A 22,940-nucleotide genomic window follows, 5' to 3' on the forward strand; every position below is an offset into this window, starting at 1 on the left:
GCCGCGTCCACGCGGCATCCGCTTCACCCCTCACAGAATACCGAATACGCTATGAAACCATCCATGCTGTCCAAGCTCGATCAATTGGCCAACCGCCTGGTCGAACTCGATGAACTGCTGATGTCCGAGGGCGCCACCAGCAATATGGACGCCTACCGGAAAATGACGCGCGAGCACGCCGAACTCGGTCCGCTGGTCGCGCTGTACAACGCCTATCAGGAAGCGATCGGCGACGGCGCCGCCGCCCAGGAGATGCTGGCCGATCCCGAGATGAAGGAGTTCGCGCAGGACGAAATCGAAGCGTCCAAGGCCCGCATGGCGGAGCTGGAAATCGAGCTGCAGAAAATGCTGCTGCCGAAGGACGCAAACGACGAGCGCAACATCTTCCTCGAAATCCGCGCCGGCACCGGCGGCGACGAATCGGCCTTGTTCGCCGGCGACCTGCTGCGCATGTACACCCGCTTCGCCGAGCGCAATCGCTGGCAGGTGGAAGTGGTGTCGGAATCGGCGTCGGACCTGGGCGGCTACCGCGAGGTGATCGTGCGCCTGGTCGGCAACGGCGTCTACGCGAAGCTGAAGTTCGAATCCGGCGGCCACCGCGTGCAGCGCGTGCCGGCCACCGAAACGCAGGGCCGCATCCACACCTCCGCCTGCACCGTGGCGGTGATGCCGGAGGCGGACGAAGTCGAAGACGTCAACATCAATCCGGCCGACCTGCGCATCGACACCTTCCGCGCGTCCGGCGCCGGCGGTCAGCACATCAACAAGACCGATTCGGCGGTGCGCCTGACCCACTTGCCGACCGGGATCGTGGTCGAATGCCAGGACGACCGCTCGCAGCACAAGAACAAGGCGCAGGCGATGAAGGTGCTGGCCGCGCGCATCAAGGACGTGCAACTGCGCGAGCAGCAATCGAAGGAAGCGGCCACCCGTAAGAGCCTGATCGGCTCGGGCGACCGCAGCGAGCGGATTCGGACGTACAACTTCCCGCAGGGCCGCATGACGGACCACCGCATCAACCTAACGTTGTACAAGCTGGACTTCATCATGGACGGCGACCTGACGGAGCTGACCAACGCGCTGGCGGCCGAGCACCAGGCCGAGTTGCTGGCGGCGCTGGGCGATTAAGAACTGTCTAAGACCCGACTGCCGGTGATGTGCGAAAATCACGCGACTCACTACAACGGATAACAACATGAACCAGTCCCGCTCCCTGCTGCTGTTTATCGCCTTCGCCAGCTTCGGCCTGATCGCCGTCGCCTTGTATCTGCAGCATGGCCTCGACATGCTTCCTTGTCCGCTGTGCGTGATCCAGCGCTACCTGTTCCTGGCGATCGGCTTCGCATCGCTGATCGGCGCCTACATCAGCAAGCCTAAAATCGGCGCCGGCGTCGGCCTGTTGGCCGCGCTGGGCGGACTTTATTATGCCGGCGACCACCTGTACGTGCTGGCCAACCCCGGCCTGTCGTGCGGCATCGACCCGATGGAGACCTTCCTCAACAAGATCCCCACCGCCACCTACCTGCCCTTCCTGTTCAAGGCCGACGGCCTGTGCGAGGACGCGCTGGCGCCGTGGTTCGGCCTGTCGATTCCGCAGTGGTCCTTCATCTGGTTCGCCTTCTTCGCCCTCGCGCTGGCGTGGGCGCTGCTGCGACGCCCGCGCGCATGATCGACCGTATCGGCGCCATCGGGGCCGGCGTCACCGTCGGCGCGCTGCAAACGCAGTCGCTGCTCGATGCGCTGGACAACCGCATCCTGTTGTGCCACGCGCTGGGACTGACCCGCGTGGGCCTGATCACCCAATCGGAGCGGGCGCTGGATGCCGACGAGGCGCAGCGCTTCGCCGCGCTGGTCCAGCGCCGCCTGGACGGCGAACCGATCGCCTACATCGTCGGCCAGCGCGAGTTTTTCGGCCTGCCGTTTGAAGTCAGCGGCGCGGTGCTGATCCCCCGTCCCGACACCGAACTGCTGGTCGAGCTGACCCTGGATCGCCTGCCGCCGTCGGGCCGGGTGCTCGACATGGGCACCGGCAGCGGCGCCATCGCCGTCGCCCTGGCCCACACCCGGCGCGACGCCGACGTCACCGCCCTCGATGTCAGTCCAGAGGCGCTGGCCGTGGCGCGCCGCAACGCCGTCGCCAACGGCGCCCGCGTCACCTTCCTGCAAAGCGACTGGTACGCGGCGCTGGACGGCCTGCCGCCGTTCGACGTCATCGCCTCCAACCCGCCGTACATCGCCAGCGGCGACCGCCATCTGTCCGAGGGGGATTTGCGCTTCGAACCGGTGGGCGCGCTGACCGACCATGCCGACGGCCTGTCGGCGCTGCGCATCATCGTCACCGGGGCCTCCGCGCGCCTCAAGCCCGGGGGCTGGCTGCTGATGGAGCACGGCTACGACCAGTCGGCGGCCGTGCGACAGTTATTATCCGAACAAGGTTACACCGATGTGCAAAGCTGGACCGACCTGGCCGGCATCGAGCGCGTGACCGGTGCGCGGACGCACTGACAGGCGCCCCTCCCCTGAAGTATCGTGGCTTTGCGCCGCTCCCCGAACTATTTGTTAAACTAGCAAGCGACATATTGATGGCGGCGCATGCATGGCCGATTACGGCGTTCCGCCTAATCCGCCCTACGTGTAACCGTATCACCGGCCCGGCCAACTTTTGGCTTCGCCGACGCGTTTGCCCGTTTTCGGTTAATCTCGCACCTCACAGTTTGTTTGATGCAACACGAAAGGAAGATCCAATTGTCCAATCTACTGACTCGCCGCCTGGCACTGCTGGCCAAGCCAGAGCACCGCGCGGTGCTCGGCGGCTTGCGTGGCATCGAGCGCGAAACATTGCGGGTTGACCGGAGCGGCCACCTGGCCGCCACGCCGCATCCAGTGGCCATGGGCTCGGCCCTGACGCATCCGCAAATCACCACCGACTACGCCGAGGCGCTGCTGGAGTTCATCACGCCGGCCGAAAAGGACATCGCCACCACCATCGAAAAGCTCGACGGCATCCACCGCTACGCCTATAGTAAATTGGGCGACGAACTGCTGTGGAGCCAATCGATGCCATGCCAGCTTCCGGGCGAGGAAGACATCGAGATCGCCTGGTACGGCAGCTCCAATCTGGGCACGTTAAAACATGTATACCGCCGCGGCCTGGCGCTGCGCTACGGTAAAGCGATGCAATGCATCGCCGGCATCCACTACAACTACTCGCTGGACGAACGCCTGTGGCGCGTGCTGGCGGAGAACGAACCGTCTGAAAAGCGTCTGTCGAAAAAGGGCTACCAGTCGGAAGCCTATCTCGCGACCATCCGCAACTTCCGCCGTTACAGCTGGCTGCTGATGTACCTGTTCGGCGCCTCGCCGGTGCTGTCGACCGGCTTCCTGCGCGGGCGTCCGCACAAACTCGAAACGCTGTCCGAAGACACGCTGTACCTGCCCTACGCCACCAGCCTGCGCATGAGCGACCTCGGTTACCAGAACGACGCGCAATCGGGTCTGAGCCCGCATGAAAACTGTTTGGACAGTTACGTCGCCGCGCTGACCAAGGCCGTCAATCAGCCCTACGCGCCTTACGCGGAACTGGGCACCAAGCGCGATGGCGAATGGATACAGCTCAGCACCAACGTGCTGCAGATCGAAAACGAGTACTACTCCACCATCCGCCCCAAGCGCGTGATCCAGACCGGCGAACGGCCGATCCAGGCGCTGTGCGCGCGCGGCGTGCAGTACATCGAAGTGCGCTGCATGGACGTCGATCCGTTCGAGCCGGTCGGCATCAGCGTGGAGGCGGGCCGCTTCCTCGACGCCTTCCTGTTGTTCTGCGCGCTGGAGGAAAGCCCGAAGATCACGCCCGAGGAAAGCCTGCGCCACACGCGCAACTTCTCCCGCACCGTCAAGGAGGGCCGCCGTCCGGGCCTGATGCTGACCAATGACGACGGCGACATCGGCCTGCAAAGCTGGGGCGCCGAACTGCTCGAACGTATCCGTCCGGCGGCCGAGCTGCTCGACTCGCTGCGCGGCGACAGCGCGCATGCCGACGCGATCGCGTCGCAAGCGGCCAAGCTGGCCGACGCCAGCCTGACGCCGTCGGCCAGGGTGCTAGCGACCCTGCAAGCCAACGGCAAGTCGTTCGCCGCCTTCGGCCTGGCGCAGAGCGAAAAGCACGCGGCCTACTTCCGCAGCCATCCGCCGAGCACCGACGAGGTGGCGTATTTCGACGGCCTGGCCGCCGTCTCGCTGGCCGAACAGGCCGAGATGGAAGCGGCCCCGCAAGGCAATTTCGACGACTATGTCGCCGCCTACCGCGCCAGCAATCTGTGCCACTCCGCCGTCGACTGCGACTAACCACAACCCGTCGGGACGCCCGTGCTCACCTTCTACAACGAGCTGCATGCCCAGCACCGGGGACGCTACGAGATTTTTCGTGGCGAGATGGTGCCATGCTTCGAAAAACCGGAGCGGGCCGACTCGGTGCTGGCGGAACTGGGCCGGCGCGGCCTTGGCCGCATCGTCACGCCGCACGGCGTGCCGTTGATGTCGCTCGAGCGCATCCACACGCCGCGCTACCTGCACTTCCTGCGCACCGCGTGGAGCGAATGGCTAGCGCTCGATCCGGCCAACGCGCAGAAGGACGCCTTCCCCGCCGTCTGGCCGGTGCGCACGCTGCGCGACGACATCGAGCCGGATAACTTCTGCGCCAAACTCGGTTTGTACTCGATGGACAGCGGCACCCCGCTGACGGCCGGCACCTGGACCGCCGCCAAGACCGGCGCCGACTGCGCGGTCAACGCCGCGCACGCGCTGCGGCTGGGGGAGCGCGGCGCGTTTGTGCTGAGCCGCCCACCGGGCCATCATGCCGGCGCCGATTTCTTCGGCGGCTACTGCTTCCTGAACAACGCCGCGCTGGCCGCGCAGCACATGCTCGACGACGGCGCGAAAAAGGTCGCCATCATCGACATCGACTACCACCACGGCAACGGCACGCAGAGCATTTTCTATGGGCGCGACGACGTGTTGTTCGTGTCCATACACGCCGATCCGCGCAGCGAGTATCCGTTTTATCTGGGGCATGCGGATGAACGGGGCGAAGGCGCGGGCCAGGGATTCAATATGAATCTGCCGCTAGCGGCCGGCAGCTCGGTCAAGGCGTGGTTCACGGCGCTGGAGACGGCCTGCATCCGCATCGGCGGCTTCGCGCCGGACGCGCTGGTGGTGTCGCTGGGCGTGGACACCTTCGCCGGCGATCCGCTGTCGCGCTTCGCGCTGCAAAGCGCGGACTATTTGAAGGTGGGCGAGCGGCTGGCATATCTGAATCTGCCGACCGCTTTCATTTTCGAGGGCGGCTACGCCGTCAAGGAGCTGGGCACCAACGTCGTCAACGTCCTCGAAGGCTACGAGACGGCGCTGTAGGCAAATGCATACACCGCCGGCGGCTCACAGATGGCGGATTACGGCGTTCCGCCTAATCCGCCCTACGTGGATCCAAGGTATGCGTTGGCCGCAGGGCAGTCCAGGAAACACGTAGGGCGGGTTAGCGAAGCGTAATCCGCCATTCGGTGAGCCGTCGACGACACCAACCGGTGGAACCTCACTTCATCGCTTTGAAGACGTAATCGGTCAGCAGCTTGTCGGTGATCGCGTGCGGCGAACGGACCTGGAAATTGGTCGTCGTGATGACCGCCACCATGCGCTGCTCCGGCATGATCACCACTTTGTTCCCGCCGCTTCCCTGCATCATGACCGTGCGGTAGGTCTTGCCCTCCTGCGCGTAGCTCTTGATCCACCACCAATAACCATAATCCGTGTTGTCGTCGACCCGCACGTGCGGCGCCATCGATTGCCTCACCCACTGCTCGGAAATCACGCGTTTGCCCTGCCACATGCCGCCATCGAGATACAGCTGGCCGAGCTTGAGCAGATCCCGGCTGCGCAAAGCCAGCCCCCCGCCCGTCATCGCCGTCCCCGCAGGCGTGTATTGCCACTGAAGTTTGCTGATGCCCAGTGGGTTGAACAGGGTGCGTTGCGCAAAATGGTCGACCTTTTCGCCGGTGGCCTTCTCCAGCAAAGGCCCCATCAAGGTCGGACCGGCGGTGCAGTAGGAGAAACTGCGGCCGTACGGGGAGTCCTTAGGCTTCGGCGTCCAGGCGGGGAAACCCCTGATCGGCAGGTCCAGCGCGAACTGGGTCCAGTCCTCGATCAGGTACATGCTCTCCTCGTTCCCGCGCGAGTACTGGTTTTGATCGTCGCATTCGAGCAGGGAACTCATGCTCAGCAAATCTTCAATGGTGATCTTGGCTTTGCGCGGATCGGGATAGCGCACCGGCTGCCGCTCGGGGAAGAAGGCGAACACCGGCGCCGCCACGCCGGATAGGCTGCCCTTGTCGATCGCGATCCCCACCAGCATATCGGTCACGCTCTTGGTCACGGAGCGCGTGTTGCGCAGGGCGGCTTCGCCCTCCGCGTCGAAATAGGCTTCGTACACCAGCTTACCGTCGCTGGCAATCAGGATGCTAGTGATCTGCTTGAAATCGCCCTTGCGCACCGCCGCGTCCATCGCCTCCAGCGAGCGCGGATCGAGGCCGGCGTCGGAGGGCGTGGCGTAGCCCCATTCCTCGGCCGCCATGGAGGCCGTCGTCACGCCTGCCAACATCAAGGAAACAAGAGTTCTGCGCATATCAAACCCATCCTGTCATGAATGCCGCAATTTGAAAGCCGCGTTAAATCACGTAGGGCGGATTAGCGCAGCGTAATCGGCCAGGAACCGTCGCCGGCTCCAGACAGGATTAGTATACATCGCGGCGATAGCGGCCCGTCTCGATCAAATCGTCGAGCGCGGCGCGGCCGATGATTTCCTCCAGCGCCGCTTCGACGCCGCCGGCCATGCCCTGCAAACTGCCGCAGACATAGAGCACGGCGCCCTCGGCGATCCAGGCGCGCAAGGTGTCGGCTTTGGTGCGCATGCGGTCCTGCACATACTCGCCGCCGGAGACGTCGCGCGAAAACACCAGATCCAGCTCCGGCAGGAAACCTCGCTCGCGGTAATCGCGAATTTCGTCCGCGCAGATGCTGTCGAACTCGCGCTGGCGCTCGCCGAAAATGAGCCAGTTGCGGCGCACGCCGCCGTGCACGCGCGCCCGCAAATGCGAACGCAGCCCCGCCATGCCGGAACCGTTGCCGATGTAAATGCTCGGCAGCGGCTGCGGATGCGCGTCGAACGAAGGATTGGCCACCAGACGCACGCGCACCGCATCGCCCAGCGCCGCTTGCGCCGTCAGCCAGCCGGAGGCCAAACCCAGGCCCTGTTCGTGTTTGACCTGGCGCACCAGCAGTTGCATGCCACCGTCCGACGGCAACGACGCCAGCGAATAGCGGCGCGGCGCGATGGCCTGGCGCTGTTCGTCGCTGGCCCCGGCCGGCGTATAGTGGCCCGGCCAGATGTCGACCAGCGCGCCCGGTTGCCAATTGGCGGCGGCTTCGGCATCGTCCGCGCACAGCGTGATTTCGTACAGACCATCGCCGACGCTGCCAGGGTTGAGCAGTTGGCGCTCCATCAGCCGCCAGTTGGTGTAGTCCGATTCCGCCACCGCCGCCGACAGCGACACCTCGGCCGATTCGCCGCCGATCAGCTCACGCAAGGTGTGCGACCAGCGCGCCAGGGCGCCGGCGTCGCCGTTATCGACTTCGATCATGGGATGCAGCGGGCGGGCGCCCATCACGCGCAGGCGCTGGTCCAAGGTCTGGCCGAAGCCGCAGAACTGCACATAGTTGCGGTCACCCAGCGCCAGCACCGCGTACTGCATGTGCGCCAGTTCCTCCGCCGCCGTTTGCAGCAGGCGGCTGAAGCGGCGCGCGCCGTCCGGCGGTTCGCCTTCGCCGAAGCTGCTGGCGACGAACAGCGCGCGCCGGTACTTGACCAGCTGCGGCGGCGTCAGTTTTTCCAGCGAATGCACGTGGACCGGAACGCCGGCTTTTTGCAGGGCCGCCGCGCTTTGCAGCGCTAGACGTTCGGCCTGGCCCGTCTGGCTGGCGTAGGCCATCAGCACCGGCTCCAAAGCGTCATCGGTGGCGTTGGCGCCGGCGGCGGCCGCGAATTGCGCGCGCTCGGCCTGCGCGATGCGCTTCTGGCGGCGGCGGTTCAGGTATAGCATCCATCCGGTGATCGCGAAGCCCGGCAGCGCCAGGCTGGTAAGGAACATGAACAGACGACCGGGCAAACCGAAATACGTCCCCATATGCAGCGGATAAATCGTCGACTGCGCGCGCGTGCCGACCGCCATGTCGCGATACGGTTCGTTCTTGATCATGGCGCCGGTCTGCTGGTTGACCGACATGCGGCCGCGCGCGCGCACGTGCGGCGCGTCGTTGGCCACCCACAAAATCTGGATCGGCTGCGTGGCGTGCTCCGGCGGCCGCAGGAAGGCCATCTTCCAGTCCGGCGCGGCCTGCTGGAAGGTCGCCCAGCTCGCGGTCAGGTCGGCCTGCTCGGCGGCCTTCGGCGGCTTGACGCCTTTCGGCTTCGGCGCGGTCGCCACGCGCGGCGGACGGGTGGTGCCCAGCCAGCCGTCGACGGTGTCGCGCACCACGTCGAAACTCCAGTACAAACCGGTCAGCGTGAAGACCACGTACGCGACCAGCGCCCAGGTGCCGGCCACCGAGTGCAGCCCCCAAAGGAAGGAGCGGCCTTTGAGGCGCGTGTCGAAGGTCAGCCAGGTGCGCCAGTCGAGCGCGCGGCGCGGCCAACGCAGATAAAGGCCGCTAAGCGACAGCCCCAGAAGGCAGATCGCCAGGATGCCCAGCACGATGCGGCCGACGTCGCGCGGCAGTAGCAGGTGGCGGTGCAGCGACTCCACCCATTCGAAGGCCTCGTCGTAGTTCAGCGGCGGCAGCAACGCGCCGGTGTACGGATTGAGATAAATCGTCTCGCCATGTTCAGCGCCCGGCGCCGGCGCCATGGTCACGCGCGCCGTGGTACCCGGTTCCGTGTAGACGATGATGCCGGTGATGCGCGCGTCCGGATGCAGCCGCTTGGTCGCTTGCGCGATTTGCGGCGGCGCCAGCACCGGCGCGGCCGGTTCCACCGGCACGTGCATCACACCCGGATTCAGCAGGTCCAGTATCTCCTCGCGGAACGCGAGAATGGCGCCGGTGAGCCCGATCAATATCAGGATCGTGCCGGCGGTGATGCCGACAAACCAGTGCAACTGGAACCAGAGCTTTTTCACAGATCGACCTTCACGCCCAGTTTAATCAGGCGCGGCGCTCCGGAGCTCAGGCGCGTGCCCGCACCGGCCCAGTACTCCTTGCCGCCCGCGTTTTCCACATTGAGCTGCACGCTGGTGCGCTTGCCAATGACCGTCGTCACATAGCGGCCGCCGACGCTGAACAAGGTGGCGCCGCCGAGGAAGGCCTGGTTCAAATCGTTGACCGGACGGCTGCCGGTGTAATACGCGCCGCCGTTGAACGACAGGCCCGGCACCGCGTCGAGTTCATACGACAGGAAGGCGCTGGCGGTGCGCTTGGCGGCGTTCTCCGGCAGCTTGCCGTCGTAGGCGGCGCCGATGTCGCGGAATTCCGGATCGATGAACTGGGCCGAGGTTTGCCACGACAATTGCGGCGTCAACTTGCCCTGGGTGGACAGCTCCAGGCCACGGAAGTGCTGCTCGCCGTCGGCGCTATAGATGTTGGCGGTGTTGGTGTAATAGCCCGGGCGGTTGATCTCGAACAGCGAAGCCTGCACCAGGGTGCCGCCGGCGCCCGGCATGCGCCAGCGCGCGCCCAGTTCCTTCTGGCGGCTCACGCCGGGCGCCAGGCGCTGGTTGGCATTGGCTGTGCCGGTCGGCGCGGTCTCGCCCTCCTCCAGGCCCTGCGAGCCGGAAACGTAGAACGACAGATCGTCGGTGACCTTGTAGATCAGCGCCGCCATCGGCGTGGTTTTGCTCACGTCGTAGTGGTTGGTGCCCTGGTCGCTCTTGTATTTCACGCTGCGCACGCCGGCGACGGCCTGCCAGTTCGGCGAGAAGGTCATGCGGTCGATCGCGTAGGCGCCCGAGTCGCGCGTCTCCAGCCCGGCGGTGGTCGGCGTGGTCGAATAGGCGCTGACGGTGTAGTTGGTGACCGGCGTCGGGTTGTATAAATTCTGCGACGGGATCGTGAAGGTGGCCTGGTAGATCGGGTCCTGTCCCTTGTCGGTGCGGTTCACGCCGAAGGTGACGTCATGCTTGACCGGGCCGGTGGTCACGGTGCCCGCCAGCTCGGCGCGCAGCATGGTCGAATCGAGCACGCTGTGTTGCAGGTTGCCGGTGATGCGGCCGGCGCCGGTGGCGATGGCGGCGTTGTTCGTGAAGCGGAAGATCGGCAGCGCGCGGTCGCGCGCCGTTTCCGAGTGCCCGCCTTCGACGGTCAGCGCCCAGTTGTCGCTCAGCGCGTAGTCGGCGCGCAGCAGCGCGTTCTTGGTCTCGGTCTCGAATTTGGCCCAGTCCGGGCCGACCAGGCGCTTCGGATCGACCGTGGCCGGCAGGGTGATGACGCCGTTGATGGCGGTCGGCAGGGTGATGCCCACCTGCTCGGTGACACGGCGCTTGTCGTATTCCAGATCGGCCGCCAGGCGCAGGCGCGCGTTGACGCGCCAGTCCAGCGCCGCCGAGACGAAGCGGCGATTGCCGTTGCCCACGTCGTCCAGATAGCTGGCCAGCGTGCCGCCGGCCGCGTTGATGCGCACGCCGACCTGCTGCTGCTCGCCGAAGCGGCGCGCGACGTCGGCGGTGGCCACCGCCGTGCCGTTCTGGTCGACCGTCATGCCCACCGTGGTCACCGGCGTGGCGCCGGCGCGCTTGGTGACGAAGTTGACCACGCCGGCCGGCGACGTGAAGCCGTAATACAAGGCGGTCGCGCCCTTCAATACTTCGACACGCTCCTTATCCTCCATCGGCACCTGGCCGAAATTCATGATCGGCAGCGAACCGTTGAGGCGATAGTTGGTGCGGTTTTCCACCGCGATGCCGCGTATGACCAGCTGGTCCCATGTCTCGCCGCCGTTTTGCTGGCGGGTGACGCCGGCCGTGTTGCGCAGCGCGTCGTACAAGCCGCCGGCCGCCTGCAGCTCCAGCACTTCGCGCGTGACGACGTTGACGGTCGACGGCACTTCCATGATGTCGGCGCCACGGAAGCTGCCCGCTTCGACCGTCGTCGGCACGAAACCGTCGGCCCGCGCGGCCGTCACTTTGACGGTCTGCAGGATTTTTTCAGCGGTCTCCTGCGCCAGCGCGGCGGATGGGAATGCGACGCACAGCGCGAGGTAGGGCGGAATCAGGCGAAACTGGGACATGGGTGGACAAGAAGGCATCAAATTGAAAGGATGCCGTCATTTTACTAGATAATGAGAATGATTATCAATTCCCGTTATTCGTCCGGGTTTTGCGCCGGTGGCGGCTCATGGCCTACGTGCCTCCGCCGCCAGCGTTTTGTTCAGCCGCTCGGTGCCCGCCGCCGCGTAATCACGGCATGCCTGGCGGTCGATAAAGGCCGCGTTGCCCAGTTTGGCCTGTTTCGCCTTGCGCTCGAACAGGTCGGAGACGCCGGGATGCGCCGAGATCAGTATGTCGCAGTCCAGCGCCGCCACCGTGGCGATCGATTTTTTGATATCGGCCAGCGCGGTCGGATACGTCTTGGAGTCGCTGTAGCGGAACGGCTTGGCGGCGAACGCGTTCAGGCTGTCCGCATACACCATGGCGGCGCCCTTGCCGTTCTCGGTGGAGCGCCAGGTCCAGCTCACGCCGCCCTGCGTGTGACCCGGCGTGTAACGCGCCGTCACCGCCAGCGGCCCGAGCTTGACCACTTCGCCATCGGCCACGGCGCGCGTATTGGCGACCGGCTTCATCGGCAACAGATCGCCGTATTGCGGATCGCCCTTGCTCGGCTGGCCGCTGCGCAGCACCTTTTCACCCTGCACGCTGGCCAGCACGGTCGCCCCGGACAGTTTTTGCAATTCGCTGATGCCGCCGGCGTGGTCGAAGTGGTCGTGCGAGTTGAGGATGAACTTGACGTCCTCCAGTTTGAATCCCAGCTGGCGGATATGCTGCGCGATCATCGGCGCCGATTCGGGACTGCCGCCGTCGATCAGGATGTGGCCCTGCGGCGACGTGATCAACACGGCGCTGAGGCCGCGCGTGCCGACGTAGTAGGTGTCGCCGAACACCGCGAACGGCTCCTGCGGATCGTTCCAGTCCTCGGCCATCGCCGGCGCTGCGAACAAACCTGCGGCAAGCACCGCCGACAGCATCAAACGTTTCATACCTTGCATAGTCATTCCTTTGGTTGTTAAAGCTTGTCCAGGCGCGCCGGCAGCTCGCGCAGCAAGGCGGCGCGGGCGCGGGGTCCGCCGGCGCGCTCCTGCGTGCGGTCCAGCACCAGATGCGCGAACACCACGGTGCGCCCGCCCTTGCTGGCCCAGCCGACGTACCAGCCGTACTGCATCGCGCCGACGCCGTCGCCCTCCACCCGCACCGGCGACGCGGTCCCGGTCTTCCCCTGGACGGTCCAGCCGTTGGACAGCGTCACCGGCGCCATGATCCGCGACGTCATCTCGTAAGCCTGCGGCGACAGTGGCAGCTCGCGCCGCACCATCTTGCGCAGGAAGGCCACCTGCTCGACCGGCGAAATCTTCAGGCTCGAGCCGACCCAGGACAGCGACAGGCCGTTGTTCTTGCCGGCGTCGCCGGAGAGGTCGCGGTTGCCGTAATCGAAGCCGTCGATATAACGCTTGAAGCGCTCCATGCCCAAGGCGGCCGTTACCTGCTGCGCGAACCACAGCACCGAATTCTTGAACCACAGCGTGGGGTCGGTGTCCTGCCGCCACGACTCGTTGTAGTCGGTATAGCCGGCCTTGAACGGCATCATCGGCGTGTGCGCGTCGGCCAGGATGCCGCTGTCGTAGCCCATCAGGCTGACCACGATATTGAACGTCGACGCCGGGGTCACGCGCTCATCGCAGTGGCCTTCGTTCGCCAGCGTGGCGCCGCTGGCCGCGTCGGCCATCGTCAGGCAGCTGAACGGCTGGCGCGAAGCCGCCGCCGACTGTGGATCGATGCGCCACGCCAGCGCCGGCTGAAACGCCAGCGTGCCGACGAAGATACCTGCCAGGCCGGCCAGCGCCCCTAGCCGCAGCCACAGCGAGCGCCCGGCGCCGGACGGCGCGCGTATCAAGCCAATGCGGGCAGCCAGCTGCCGCGCTCCAACGCTGCCGAAAGCGAGCGCCGTCTCGACGCCGGCCCCTTGCATTTTCAACTGCGCCAGCAGCGCCGCAGCGTAGGCCTTGCGTTGTGCCGGCGGACGGCCGCGCAGCACCTCGCGGTCGCAGCCCAACTCCTGCGCCCACGACAGCCGCCCACGCAGCATCCGCATGAAGGGATTAAACCAGAACAGCGTTTGCAGCAGCAGGCCCGCGCCCATCCATTGCAGGTCGCGCCGGCGCAAATGCGTCACCTCGTGCTCGATCATCATCTGCCGTTGCAGGGGATCGAAGCTGCACAGATGCTTGGGCAGCAGCAGGCGGGCGCGGAAAAATCCGTACAACATCGGCGAGATCGGCGCGTCCACTTCGATCACCTCCGCGCCGCCGGCCAGCGTGCCGGAAACGCTGCTGCCCGATGCCGACAAACCACGCAGGAAGCGCCCCGCTTTCAACAGCCGGAACGTCGCGTAACCCAGGCCGGCCAGATACACCACCAGCCAGGTGCTGGCGCCGACGGCCAGCCAGGACCGTCCCGCCGGCCGCATGTCCGCAGTCCACTCGGCGCCGGTCGCGGCTATCGACGGCGTGGATTTGCCCGGCGCGGGCGCGGCGGCCGTGGCCGGATTCGGCAATTCGATTTGCGGCACCACGCGCAGTCGTTCGCTATGCGGCAGCATCACCACCAGGAAGGCGGCGGCGACGGTGACCTGGCCCAGCAGCCAGATCGACCGTTGGGACGCCAGCGCGGGCAGGCGCCGGCCCAGCACCGCCAGCAGCGCCCAGACGCCCAGGCCGGCGCCCAGGCAGCCGGCGCATGCCAGCAAAAACCGGTAAATCAGCAGATCGTCGAAGCTCATGGCGCGGCGTCCGGCTCGTCTGGCCAGTCCTTCAGCAGTTGTTCGAGTTGCGCCAGCTCGTCATCGTCGACCAGCTTGCTGCCGGTGAACATATTCACGGGCAGGGGGCCGTCCATCTCCATCACCCGCTGGCCGAAATCGCGCGCGAACGCGGCCAGGGTGCCGACCTTCTCCAGCACCGCCGTATAAACTTGCACGCCGTGCACGGCGTGCTGGCGCAGCGAGCCCTTGTCCAGCATGCGCTCGAGCGTCTTGCGGGTGGACGAGAAGGACCAGCCGAGCTCGTCTTCTATGTGCTGGTGGATTTCGCGCGCGCTCAGCGGCTGCTGCTTCCACAGCGCCTTGAGCACGGTCAGTTCGGTGATGGATGGGATGGACATGGCGGCCTCCGTGTGACGAATGCCACCATTGTGCGACATGAGTCACACACACGTCAACACATCCACTCACAAAAAATTTTCTTGAAATAGGTTGCTATTTGATCGCTCACTATGTATAGTTCTCACATCGGCGCTGCAAACGGCAGCGAAGCGTAGTAGATTAGCAAGCTGTCGCACTGGATGGTAGATCGCTAGCGATTAGATAGTTTGTTAGATTTGTAGTCCAACGATTTGTACTTCAACTTAACTGAAAAGGAATTCATCATGTCGATCGAAAAAGTACTGTACCGCGCCACCGCAAAAGCCACCGGCGGCCGTGAAGGCAAAGCCGTCTCCTCCGACGGCGTGCTGGACGTCAAGCTGACCACCCCGAAAGAACTCGGCGGCGCAGGCGCCGTCGGCACCAACCCTGAACAACTGTTCGCGGCCGGCTACTCGGCATGCTTCCTGGGCGCGCTGAAATTCGTCAGCGGCCGTGACAAGATCGCCCTGCCGGCGGACGTTTCGATCGAAGGCACGGTCGGCATCGGCGCCATCCCTACCGGTTTCGGCATCGAAGTGGAACTGAAAATCTCGCTGCCAGGCCTGGACCGCGAGAGCGCGCAGAAGCTGGTCGACGCCGCCCACATCGTGTGCCCTTACTCGAACGCCACCCGTGGCAACATCGACGTGACCCTGACCATCCTGTAATCGCCGCGGTCAGCGATTGACGGTCCCGAGGCCGGCGCCCACCAGCGCCGGCCTTCTGCATTACAATCGTCGTTCATCCCTTACAGAGATACGCAATGATTGAGTGGCATTGGCTGGGCTTTGACGACATCCCCCGCGACGACTGGTACGAGGTGCTGCGCCAGCGCCAGGACGTGTTCATCCTCGAGCAAACCTGCTTGTATCCCGATATCGACGGCTACGATTTGGACAGCCATCACCTGATGGCATGGCGCGAGATCGGCGGCAAGCGCACCCTGGTAGCCTATCTGCGCTGCCTGCCCCCCGGCTTGAAGTACGACGAGATGTCGCTGGGCCGCGTGCTGACCACGCGCGCCGCGCGCGGCAGCGGCATCGGCCGCGAGCTGCTGGCCAAAGCCATTCCGCTGGCCGAGGCGCTGCATCCCGGCCACCGGTTCCGCATCGGCGCGCAAGCGCACCTGGAAAAGTTCTACGCCAGCTTCGGCTTCCAAAAGGTCACCGAGCCGTATGACGAAGACGGCATCATGCACATCGATATGGTGCGCTGAAGTTCGGCCTCAGAACGTCAGCATGAAACGCGCGCCCTCGCCCACCGAGCGCGCGTAGCGCACCGTGCCGCCATTGGCGTGCACCAGATGGCGCACCATCGCCAGCCCGATCCCCCTGCCCTGTTTTTTCGTCGAAAAGAACGGTGTGAAGATGTGCGCGGCCAGCGCTTCCGGCACGCCGGGGCCGTTGTCGGCCACCTCGATACGCAAACGGCTGCCCCGGCTCAACCGCGCGCTCACCACCACGCGCGGCGGACGGGCGCCACCGGCCATCGCCTCGGCGGCGTTCTTGAGCAGGTTGATCAGCGCCTGCTCCAGCTGTCCCGGATCGATCATCACCTCCAGCGACGCCGGCTCCACCGAAAACACCACCTGTCCGCCCAGCGCCTGCCACTGCGGCGCCAGCAGCGCGGACAAACGGTCGAACAATTCCTCCAGCGGCACGCGCTGCGGCTGCGCCTGCGGCACCGTCGACAGGCTGCGGTAACTGCCGACGAAGTCGACCAGGCTGGCGGCGCGGCGGGCGATGGCGTCCAGCGCGATGCCCAGATCGGCGTGGATATCGGCGGGCAGTCCGGCGCTGGCCTCGTCGAGCAGGCCACAGGCGGTGCGCGACAGCGAGGCCACCGGCGTCAGGGAATTCATGATCTCGTGCGTGAGCACTTGCACCAGCTCGCGCCAGGCGTTCAGCGCCTCCGCTTCCAGTTCGCTTTCCACCGGCATCAGCGCGGCCAGCCGCTGCGCGGAACCCTGCACCGACAACGCGGAGACGGCGACCAGCGCGCGCTCGCCACCGCGTTCGGTGTCAAAGGTAATCAACCTGCGCTGGCCCACCGGCTGCGCCGCCAGCAGCTCGTGCAAATCCTGCGGCGCGCTGGCGCGGCCCGGCGCCAACAGCCTGCGGGCGCTGGCGTTGAGCGGCGCGACCTGCCCGGCGCCGCTGGCATGCATGATGCGGAACAGCGCGATGGGCGCGTGTTCCAGCCGCGCCTCCAGCGCCAGCACGCTGGCGGCAAGTTCGTTGTGCCGGGGACCGGGGACCATGTCGGCGGGGGCACCTTGAGGCTCCATGCGCGGGACGCGCGGTCCGAGTTTTCGCAGACATTGCCACAACGTGCACAGCGGCGCCAGCGCAAGCGTCGCGCACAGCACGATGCGGCGCGGCTCCGGCGTGACCGACAGGGCGTCCGCCGCCACCGCCAGCGCCAGCAAAGCGAGCACGGTGGCCGCGACGCCGAACTTGAGCGCGCGCTCAGATGCCATGTTTGCCCAGCTTGCGGTACAAGGCGGCGCGACTGATGCCGAGCGTTTTGGCGGCGTGGCTGATATTGCCGTTGAACTGGGCCAGCGTGCTGGCGATGGCTTCGCGTTCCAGGGCGTCGAGCGTCATGTCGCCAGCGACCGCGATTGGGGCACCGCCATCACTGATGACGGCCACGTTGGCGGCGGCCGGCGCGGCGCCGAGGCCGAAATCGTTCAAGCCATATTCCGTCCCTTGTCCAAGGATGACGGCGCGCTCGCACGCGTGACGCAGCGCGCGCACGTTACCGGCCCAATCGTGCCGCCGCAGGCTGTCCATCGCCGTCCCGGCCACCTCGCGCACCGGCCGCTGGTACTGCAACTCGTACAGCTTCAGATAGTGCGCGAGCAGCAAGGGGATGTCCTCGCGCCGTTCGCGCAGCGGCGGCACGCGGATCACGATGGTATTGAGCCGAAACAGCAAATCCGGCCGGAAGACGGAGGGATCGAACAGGCGCGCCTCGTCCAGATTGGTGGCGCTGATGATGCGCACATCGATCGCCTCCGGCTTGTCGGCGCCGATCGGCGTCACCTCGCGCCGCTCCAGCGCCGTCAGCAGCTTGGCTTGCGCCGCCAGCGGCATGTTGCCGATTTCGTCGAGGAACAGCGAGCCGCCGCGCGCCGCCTGGAAGCGCCCCGCGCGGTCGGACTTGGCGTCCGTGAACGAGCCTTTGCGATGGCCGAACAACTCGCTCTCGAAAGTCGATTCCGGCAGCGCGCCCATGTCCACCGCCAGCAGCGTGCCGGCCGTGCGGCGCGACAGCGCGTGGATGGCGCGCGCCACCAGCTCCTTGCCGACGCCGTTCTCGCCGAGCACCATCACATTCGCCTCGGTCGGCGCCACGCTGCCGATCAACGCCTTGAGCTCGCGCATCGCGGCCGACTCCCCCATCAGCTCCGGCGCGGCCGCCGACGATCCGCGCAGGGCCGCGCGCCGCGCCAGCGCCTGGTCGACGGCCGCCACCAGCCGCGCGTTGTCCCACGGCTTGGTGATGAAGTCACCGGCGCCGCGCTTGAGCGCCTCGACGGCCAGCGGGACGTCGGCATACGCCGTCATCGCGATCACCGCCGGCGGACGGCCCTGGGCACGCAACACATCGAGCAGCGCCAGGCCCTCGGCGCCATCGATGCAGCCGGGCGTGAAATTCAGGTCGAGCAGCACCACGTCGGGCACGCCCTGCGCCAGCAGCGCCGGCAGGCCGGCGGGATCGCAAAGCGTGACGACCTGGCCGTGGCGGCGCCGCAGCAGCAACTGCGCGGCGGTCGCGACGTCGGGATCATCATCGAGTATCAGTACGTAGGCGGACATGCAGGCATTCTAGCAGCGCGGGAGGGACTGCGGACAAGGCAAAATCGGCCCGGCAAACCGCGCCGCATGCGGATGTCCAGTTCCGAACATCGCCCGGTGTTCGATATTGAACACCTGCGGGCCGCAAGCGTCCCCAAAACCCCTGTATCGCCGTTTTTTTGCGCGTGGCACGTCCTTTGCTCTAAGGCCCGTATGCAGATCAAAAAAAATATCGACCAGCCAAATCCGGGACTGCCGGCCAGCGGCGCCGCGATGGACACCGTAGTGCCGCGCCGGCGCGGGAAAACCATCGCCATCGCGGTCGCCTCGGTGCTGGCGGTGGCCGCAGCCGGCTACGCGCTGTGGTCGTGGATGCCGCGCGGTTTGCAGATCGAGGGCGCCGACCTGCGCATCGGCCAGGCCGCGCGCGGCGTCTTCGTCGACGAAATCGTCGTGCGCGCCAACGCCGAGCCGCTCAACTCCGTGATCCTCGATTCGGTGGAATCGGGACGCGTCGAGGAGGTATTGGCAAGCGACGGCGCGCTGGTGAAAAAAGGCCAGCTGCTGTTCCGCATCTCCAACCCGCAGCGCAACCTGGAACTGCTGGCGCGCCAGTCCGAACACGCGGTCAGCATCTTCAACCTATCGAATCTGCGCGTGGCGCAGGAGGCCAGCGCCAGCGACCACCGGCGCCGGCTCGACGAGCTGCAATTCGAGGTAGACCAGGCGCGCAAACAGCACCAGCGCAATGCGCGGCTGGCCGCGCAGGGCTTCATCTCCAGCGTTGCGCTGGAGCAGTCGGCCGACAAGCTGGAACAGCAACAACGCCAGCTAGCCAACGAGCAGCGGGCATCGAGCACCGAGGACAAGGTGCGCAGCGCCGCCGCCCAGCAGCTCGAAAGCGCGATCGACGGCCTGAACTCGGGCCTGAAACTGGTCTCCGGCACCGTCGACGCGCTGGCGGTGCGCGCGCCGGTCGAGGGGAGACTGACCAATTTTCGCCTGCAGGTGGGCGAATCGATCGCCACCGGCAAAAATATCGGCCGCATCGACGATCCGGTGCGCTTCAAGCTGTCGGCCAGCGTCGACGAATACTATTTGAATCGCATGGCGGTCGGCCGCAAGGGCAGCGTCAAGCAGGACGACAAAAGCTATGCCGCCGACATCAGCACCATCTACCCGCAGATCAAGGAAGGCCGCTTTACGGTCGAAATGGTGTTCAAGGACGGCCAGCCGCCGGTGCTCAACCCCGGCCAGAGCCTGGACGCCCGCATCACCCTGGGCGAACCGGCGCCGGCGCTGCTGCTGCCCAACGGCGCCTTCATCAACGACAGCGGCGGCGCCTGGGTCTACGTGGTCGACGCCAGCGGCCGTGGCGCGCAACGGCGCGCGGTGCGCGTCGGGCGCCGCAACAACAGCCAGATCGAGGTGCTCGAAGGCCTGGCGGCCGGCGACAAGGTGATCCTGTCCAGCTACGCCGCCTACGGAAATTCACCCAGGCTGCAGATTACGCAGTAAATTCACATCCACACCACCAAAAGGCAAACCCACATGCTCAAACTCGTCGGCATCAGCAAAATCCACCAGGCAGGGGAAATCCAGACCACGGCCCTGGACCGCATCGACCTGGAGATCGAAGCGGGCGAATATGTCGCCATCACCGGTCCGTCCGGCTGCGGCAAATCGACCATGCTGGGCATCCTGGGGCTGCTCGACACGCCCAACCAAGGCGAATACTGGTTCGAAGGCCAGAACGTCGCCGGCTGGAGCGAATCGAAGCTGAACCAGCTGCGGCGCGGGCGCATCGGCTTCATTTTCCAGAGCTTCAACCTGATCGAAGAGCTGACCGTGTTCGAAAACGTCGAGCTGGCGCTCGAATACAACGGTACTCCGGCGCGCGAACGGCGCGAGCGCGTGACGGCAATGCTCAATAAGCTGGGCGTCGGTCACCGCGCCGCGCACCGTCCGTCGCAACTGTCGGGTGGCCAGCAGCAGCGCGTGGCGATTGCGCGCGCGCTGGTGGCCGGTCCCGCCGTGTTGCTGGCCGATGAACCGACCGGTAACCTGGACACCGCCCACGGCGACGAAGTCATGCGCTTGCTGCGCGAGATCAACGCCGAGGGCACGACCGTGGTGATGGTGACGCACTCGCCGGACCACGCCGCGCAGGCCTCGCGCACCATCAACCTGCTGGACGGCCGCATCATGGTCGACGCCCTGCAAGCCGCTTAAGTGTCAGGATCACCCCCATGAACCTGCGCGATTTTCGCATCGGCTGGCGCCTGTTGCTGCAACAGCCGGCCTACTCCATCGTCGTCACCGGCGGGCTGGCGATCGGCTTTGCGGCCTGTTTCCTGCTGTTCGGCTTTGTCGCCTTCTGCCTGGACTACAACAGCAGCGTGCCCGATAACGGCCGCCTGGTCACCGTCAAGCAGCGCATCAACGTCTTTCCACGTCCTGAATGGCAGACCATCGGCTATCTGCCGCTGCGCGACATCGCGCTGGACAGCGGTCTGGTGGAGCGGGCCAGCATCGTCAGGAGCATCGACAAGCCGCTGCGCGCCGCGGGCACGCTGCATGCGATGGACTTGAGCGTGGTCGATCCGGCCTTCGGCCCGTTGTTCGGCATCTCCGCATCGGCGGGCGATCTGCAAGCGGCGCTGACGCAGCCGGATGGCCTGGCGCTGACCAAGACCGCCGCGCGCAAGCTGTTCGGCGCAGCGCCGGCGCTGGGCCAAAGCGTCAGAGTCGGCGACAACGTGCTGCAAGTGCGCGCCCTGCTGCCCGATCCTCCGGCCAATTCCAGCCAGCTTTACGAGGCGCTCATCGGCAGCACGAGCAGCGCCTGGCCCGAACGCGCCACCGCCTTCACCAACTGGTCGCGCGGCGCCGTCTACATGAAGCTCAGACCCGGCGCGTCGATGGAGGCGCTGGCCACGCTGCTGCAGGACGCCACCGAAAAGTCGCCGATGAACCAGCGCGTCAAGGCCGGCCCCATGGGCGCTGCGCTCAATGGCCGCAACGTTTCGGACATCAAGCTGCTGCCGCTACGCGACGCCTACTTCGACCAGGAACTGCTCAATAGCCGCGCGGCCCAACGGCATGGCCAGCGCAGCACCGTGTTCGGCATGGCCGCCGGCGGCTTGCTGATCCTGCTGCTGGCGGCCATCAACTATGTCAACCTGGCCACCGTGCGCACCTTGCGCCGACAGCGCGAGATCGGCCTGCGCAAACTGCTCGGCGCCAGCTCGGGGCGACTGGTGCGCCAGTTCCTCAGCGAGGCGTTGCTGACCGCGCTGCTCGCGACCGTCGCGGGACTGATGCTCGCGTGGCTGCTGCTGCCGGTGTTCTCCGACATGGTGAACCGCCCGCTGGAAGGCATGTTCACGCCGCTGCGCTGCGCGATCGCGCTGACGTTCGGGGTTTTCATCGGCATCTGCGCCGGCGCCTATCCGGCCTGGATCGCCCTGCATTCGCTGCCCGGGGCGTCGCTGACGGGACGCGGCAACAGCGAGACGGTGGCCGGGTTGTGGGTGCGCCGCGTGCTCACCGTGCTGCAATTCGCCAGCGCGATGACGCTCGGCGCCACGGCGCTGGCCGTCGGCTGGCAAACCTGGTTCGCCAGCCACGCGTCGCCGGGATTCGACACAGCCAACCTGCTCGCGCTGCCGCTCCCCGACGGCGCCGAGGGCAATCCGGCCGCCACCGCCTTTATCGAACAGCTGCGACGCGTCCAGGGAGTGCAGGCGGTGGCCGCGATTTCGGAAGCGGTGGGCCGCGACGGCATGAAAGTGATCAGCACCGTCGTCGGCAAGGACGGCAGGGAGATCCCGATGGAGGCCAAGTACGTCTCGCCCAACTGGTTCGAAGTGCACCGGATACGCGCGCTGTATGGGGAGCTGTTCAATCCCGCGCACGATCCCAAGGACACCAAGGACCTCGGCGGCGTGGTGCTGAACCAGGCCGGCGCGCTGGCGCTGGGATATGCCACGCCACAGGATGCGGTGGGCCAAGCGACGCCGAGCGGCCTGCGGATCAACGGCATCGCGCCGGATATCCGCTTCCAGGGCCTGCGACAGCCGGCGAAGGCCATCATCTACAGCATTCGTCCGGCCGGCATGCTGTCGGTCCGCACCGACGGCCGCCTGGCCGACGCCTACGGCGCCATCGAGCCGGTCTGGCGCCGCCACTTTCCCAACGACATCCTGCAGATCACGTCGCAGGAGGCGGTGCTGGCCGAACCTTATACCGATGATGCGCGCCTGGTGCGCATCCTGGTCACCACCAGCGTGGTGGCGATCGCGCTGGCGGCCTTCGGCATCTACGTGTTGTCGGCCTACAGCGTGCAGCGCAGCCGGCGCGAGATCGTCATGCGCAAGCTGCACGGCGCGCGGCGTCTCGATATCGCCCTGATGATGGGTCGCGAGTTCCTGTCGCTGATCGGCGCCGGCGCGCTCATCGGCCTGCCGCTGGCGGCGCTGGCGATCGAACGCTATCTCGCCGGCTATACCGAGCGCGCGCCGATCGGCATGTGGACGCTGGCGGCGGCGCTGGCGATGGCGGCGCTGGTCGCCCTGCTGGCAACCACGCGGCACACGGTGGCGGCGTTGCGCATGTCGCCGGCGATGGCGCTGCGCGACTGAAAAGGAG

18 protein-coding genes are annotated in these 22,940 nt (G+C 66.2%); 10 read left to right on the forward strand and 8 right to left on the reverse strand.

The annotated features are described in order from the left end of the window. Positions 1 to 51 precede the first annotated feature (51 nt). From prfA to AC07P1_RS06665, 5 genes are all read left to right on the forward strand, one after another. Positions 52 to 1,128, forward strand: a complete 1,077-nt coding sequence (gene prfA, locus AC07P1_RS06645; RefSeq protein WP_315394031.1) for a peptide chain release factor 1 — start codon at positions 52 to 54, stop codon at positions 1,126 to 1,128. Between the two features lie 67 nt (positions 1,129 to 1,195). Next, the gene (locus AC07P1_RS06650; RefSeq protein WP_494695042.1) at positions 1,196 to 1,669 is read left to right on the forward strand and encodes a disulfide bond formation protein B; all 474 of its coding nucleotides are present in this window, start codon (positions 1,196 to 1,198) and stop codon (positions 1,667 to 1,669) included. Beyond that, complete coding sequence (gene prmC, locus AC07P1_RS06655; protein ID WP_494695043.1) at positions 1,666 to 2,505, forward strand: peptide chain release factor N(5)-glutamine methyltransferase; 840 nt, start codon at positions 1,666 to 1,668, stop codon at positions 2,503 to 2,505. Before AC07P1_RS06650 ends, prmC begins: the two co-directional genes overlap by 4 nt. Positions 2,506 to 2,745: 240 nt before the next feature. Continuing rightward, the gene (gshA, locus tag AC07P1_RS06660; RefSeq protein ID WP_494695044.1) at positions 2,746 to 4,344 is read left to right on the forward strand and encodes a glutamate--cysteine ligase; all 1,599 of its coding nucleotides are present in this window, start codon (positions 2,746 to 2,748) and stop codon (positions 4,342 to 4,344) included. A gap of 21 nt (positions 4,345 to 4,365) precedes the next feature. Further along, positions 4,366 to 5,409 carry a histone deacetylase family protein gene (locus AC07P1_RS06665; protein ID WP_363499060.1) on the forward strand — a complete coding sequence of 348 codons (1,044 nt, stop codon included), beginning with the start codon at positions 4,366 to 4,368 and terminating at the stop codon, positions 5,407 to 5,409. Positions 5,410 to 5,587: 178 nt separating this feature from the next. Here the strand turns inward: AC07P1_RS06665 and AC07P1_RS06670 are convergent, their stop codons facing one another. The 6 genes from AC07P1_RS06670 to AC07P1_RS06695 form a co-directional block, all read right to left on the reverse strand. Continuing rightward, the gene (locus AC07P1_RS06670) at positions 5,588 to 6,673 is read right to left on the reverse strand and encodes a serine hydrolase domain-containing protein (protein WP_494695045.1); all 1,086 of its coding nucleotides are present in this window, start codon (positions 6,671 to 6,673) and stop codon (positions 5,588 to 5,590) included. A 109-nt stretch (positions 6,674 to 6,782) separates the two neighbouring features. Further along, complete coding sequence (locus tag AC07P1_RS06675; protein WP_494695046.1) at positions 6,783 to 9,221, reverse strand: PepSY domain-containing protein; 2,439 nt, start codon at positions 9,219 to 9,221, stop codon at positions 6,783 to 6,785. Then, positions 9,218 to 11,323 (reverse strand): TonB-dependent siderophore receptor, encoded by a 2,106-nt coding sequence (locus AC07P1_RS06680; protein ID WP_494695047.1) that lies wholly within the window; start codon positions 11,321 to 11,323, stop codon positions 9,218 to 9,220. The genes AC07P1_RS06675 and AC07P1_RS06680 overlap by 4 nt, the downstream gene beginning before the upstream one ends. A 105-nt stretch (positions 11,324 to 11,428) precedes the next feature. Continuing rightward, positions 11,429 to 12,298: a subclass B3 metallo-beta-lactamase gene (gene bla / locus AC07P1_RS06685; RefSeq protein ID WP_494695048.1), complete on the reverse strand. Its 870-nt coding sequence runs from the start codon at positions 12,296 to 12,298 to the stop codon at positions 11,429 to 11,431. 17 nt (positions 12,299 to 12,315) lie between these two features. Then, complete coding sequence (gene blaOXA, locus AC07P1_RS06690) at positions 12,316 to 14,085, reverse strand: class D beta-lactamase (protein WP_494695049.1); 1,770 nt, start codon at positions 14,083 to 14,085, stop codon at positions 12,316 to 12,318. After that, positions 14,082 to 14,465, reverse strand: a complete 384-nt coding sequence (locus tag AC07P1_RS06695; protein WP_494695050.1) for a BlaI/MecI/CopY family transcriptional regulator — start codon at positions 14,463 to 14,465, stop codon at positions 14,082 to 14,084. The genes blaOXA and AC07P1_RS06695 overlap by 4 nt, the downstream gene beginning before the upstream one ends. A gap of 264 nt (positions 14,466 to 14,729) precedes the next feature. Here AC07P1_RS06695 and AC07P1_RS06700 point away from each other — a divergent pair, with 264 nt between their 5' ends. Next, on the forward strand, positions 14,730 to 15,155 hold the full coding sequence (locus AC07P1_RS06700; protein WP_494695051.1) for an organic hydroperoxide resistance protein: 426 nt from the start codon (positions 14,730 to 14,732) through the stop codon (positions 15,153 to 15,155). 95 nt (positions 15,156 to 15,250) lie between these two features. After that, a complete protein-coding gene (locus AC07P1_RS06705; protein ID WP_494695052.1) occupies positions 15,251 to 15,703 on the forward strand; it encodes a GNAT family N-acetyltransferase in 453 nt (150 codons plus the stop codon). A 9-nt stretch (positions 15,704 to 15,712) separates the two neighbouring features. Here AC07P1_RS06705 and AC07P1_RS06710 read toward each other — a convergent pair whose 3' ends face one another. Further along, positions 15,713 to 16,966, reverse strand: a complete 1,254-nt coding sequence (locus tag AC07P1_RS06710) for a sensor histidine kinase (RefSeq protein ID WP_494695053.1) — start codon at positions 16,964 to 16,966, stop codon at positions 15,713 to 15,715. Further along, positions 16,956 to 18,311: a sigma-54-dependent transcriptional regulator gene (locus AC07P1_RS06715; RefSeq protein WP_494695054.1), complete on the reverse strand. Its 1,356-nt coding sequence runs from the start codon at positions 18,309 to 18,311 to the stop codon at positions 16,956 to 16,958. The genes AC07P1_RS06710 and AC07P1_RS06715 overlap by 11 nt, the downstream gene beginning before the upstream one ends. Before the next feature lie 192 nt (positions 18,312 to 18,503). Here AC07P1_RS06715 and AC07P1_RS06720 point away from each other — a divergent pair, with 192 nt between their 5' ends. The 3 genes from AC07P1_RS06720 to AC07P1_RS06730 are packed head-to-tail and all read left to right on the forward strand — an operon-like array spanning position 18,504 to position 22,933. Then, complete coding sequence (locus tag AC07P1_RS06720) at positions 18,504 to 19,808, forward strand: efflux RND transporter periplasmic adaptor subunit (protein WP_494695055.1); 1,305 nt, start codon at positions 18,504 to 18,506, stop codon at positions 19,806 to 19,808. 33 nt (positions 19,809 to 19,841) lie between these two features. Next, positions 19,842 to 20,522, forward strand: a complete 681-nt coding sequence (locus tag AC07P1_RS06725) for an ABC transporter ATP-binding protein (RefSeq protein ID WP_494695056.1) — start codon at positions 19,842 to 19,844, stop codon at positions 20,520 to 20,522. A gap of 17 nt (positions 20,523 to 20,539) precedes the next feature. Next, the gene (locus AC07P1_RS06730) at positions 20,540 to 22,933 is read left to right on the forward strand and encodes an FtsX-like permease family protein (RefSeq protein WP_494695057.1); all 2,394 of its coding nucleotides are present in this window, start codon (positions 20,540 to 20,542) and stop codon (positions 22,931 to 22,933) included. The last annotated feature ends 7 nt before the right edge of the window (positions 22,934 to 22,940 follow it).

The organism is Duganella sp. GW821-FHT07F09, from assembly GCF_059418705.1.

Coding starts and splice junctions, on each gene's coding strand:
- prfA (WP_315394031.1), top strand. CDS start 52: ATGAAACCATCCATGCTGTCCAAGCTCGATCAATTGGCCAACCGCCTG.
- AC07P1_RS06650 (WP_494695042.1), top strand. CDS start 1,196: ATGAACCAGTCCCGCTCCCTGCTGCTGTTTATCGCCTTCGCCAGCTTC.
- prmC (WP_494695043.1), top strand. CDS start 1,666: ATGATCGACCGTATCGGCGCCATCGGGGCCGGCGTCACCGTCGGCGCG.
- AC07P1_RS06670 (WP_494695045.1), bottom strand. CDS start 6,673: ATGCGCAGAACTCTTGTTTCCTTGATGTTGGCAGGCGTGACGACGGCC.
- AC07P1_RS06680 (WP_494695047.1), bottom strand. CDS start 11,323: ATGTCCCAGTTTCGCCTGATTCCGCCCTACCTCGCGCTGTGCGTCGCA.
- bla (WP_494695048.1), bottom strand. CDS start 12,298: ATGCAAGGTATGAAACGTTTGATGCTGTCGGCGGTGCTTGCCGCAGGT.
- blaOXA (WP_494695049.1), bottom strand. CDS start 14,085: ATGAGCTTCGACGATCTGCTGATTTACCGGTTTTTGCTGGCATGCGCC.
- AC07P1_RS06695 (WP_494695050.1), bottom strand. CDS start 14,465: ATGTCCATCCCATCCATCACCGAACTGACCGTGCTCAAGGCGCTGTGG.
- AC07P1_RS06700 (WP_494695051.1), top strand. CDS start 14,730: ATGTCGATCGAAAAAGTACTGTACCGCGCCACCGCAAAAGCCACCGGC.
- AC07P1_RS06705 (WP_494695052.1), top strand. CDS start 15,251: ATGATTGAGTGGCATTGGCTGGGCTTTGACGACATCCCCCGCGACGAC.
- AC07P1_RS06710 (WP_494695053.1), bottom strand. CDS start 16,966: ATGGCATCTGAGCGCGCGCTCAAGTTCGGCGTCGCGGCCACCGTGCTC.
- AC07P1_RS06715 (WP_494695054.1), bottom strand. CDS start 18,311: ATGTCCGCCTACGTACTGATACTCGATGATGATCCCGACGTCGCGACC.
- AC07P1_RS06720 (WP_494695055.1), top strand. CDS start 18,504: ATGCAGATCAAAAAAAATATCGACCAGCCAAATCCGGGACTGCCGGCC.
- AC07P1_RS06725 (WP_494695056.1), top strand. CDS start 19,842: ATGCTCAAACTCGTCGGCATCAGCAAAATCCACCAGGCAGGGGAAATC.
- AC07P1_RS06730 (WP_494695057.1), top strand. CDS start 20,540: ATGAACCTGCGCGATTTTCGCATCGGCTGGCGCCTGTTGCTGCAACAG.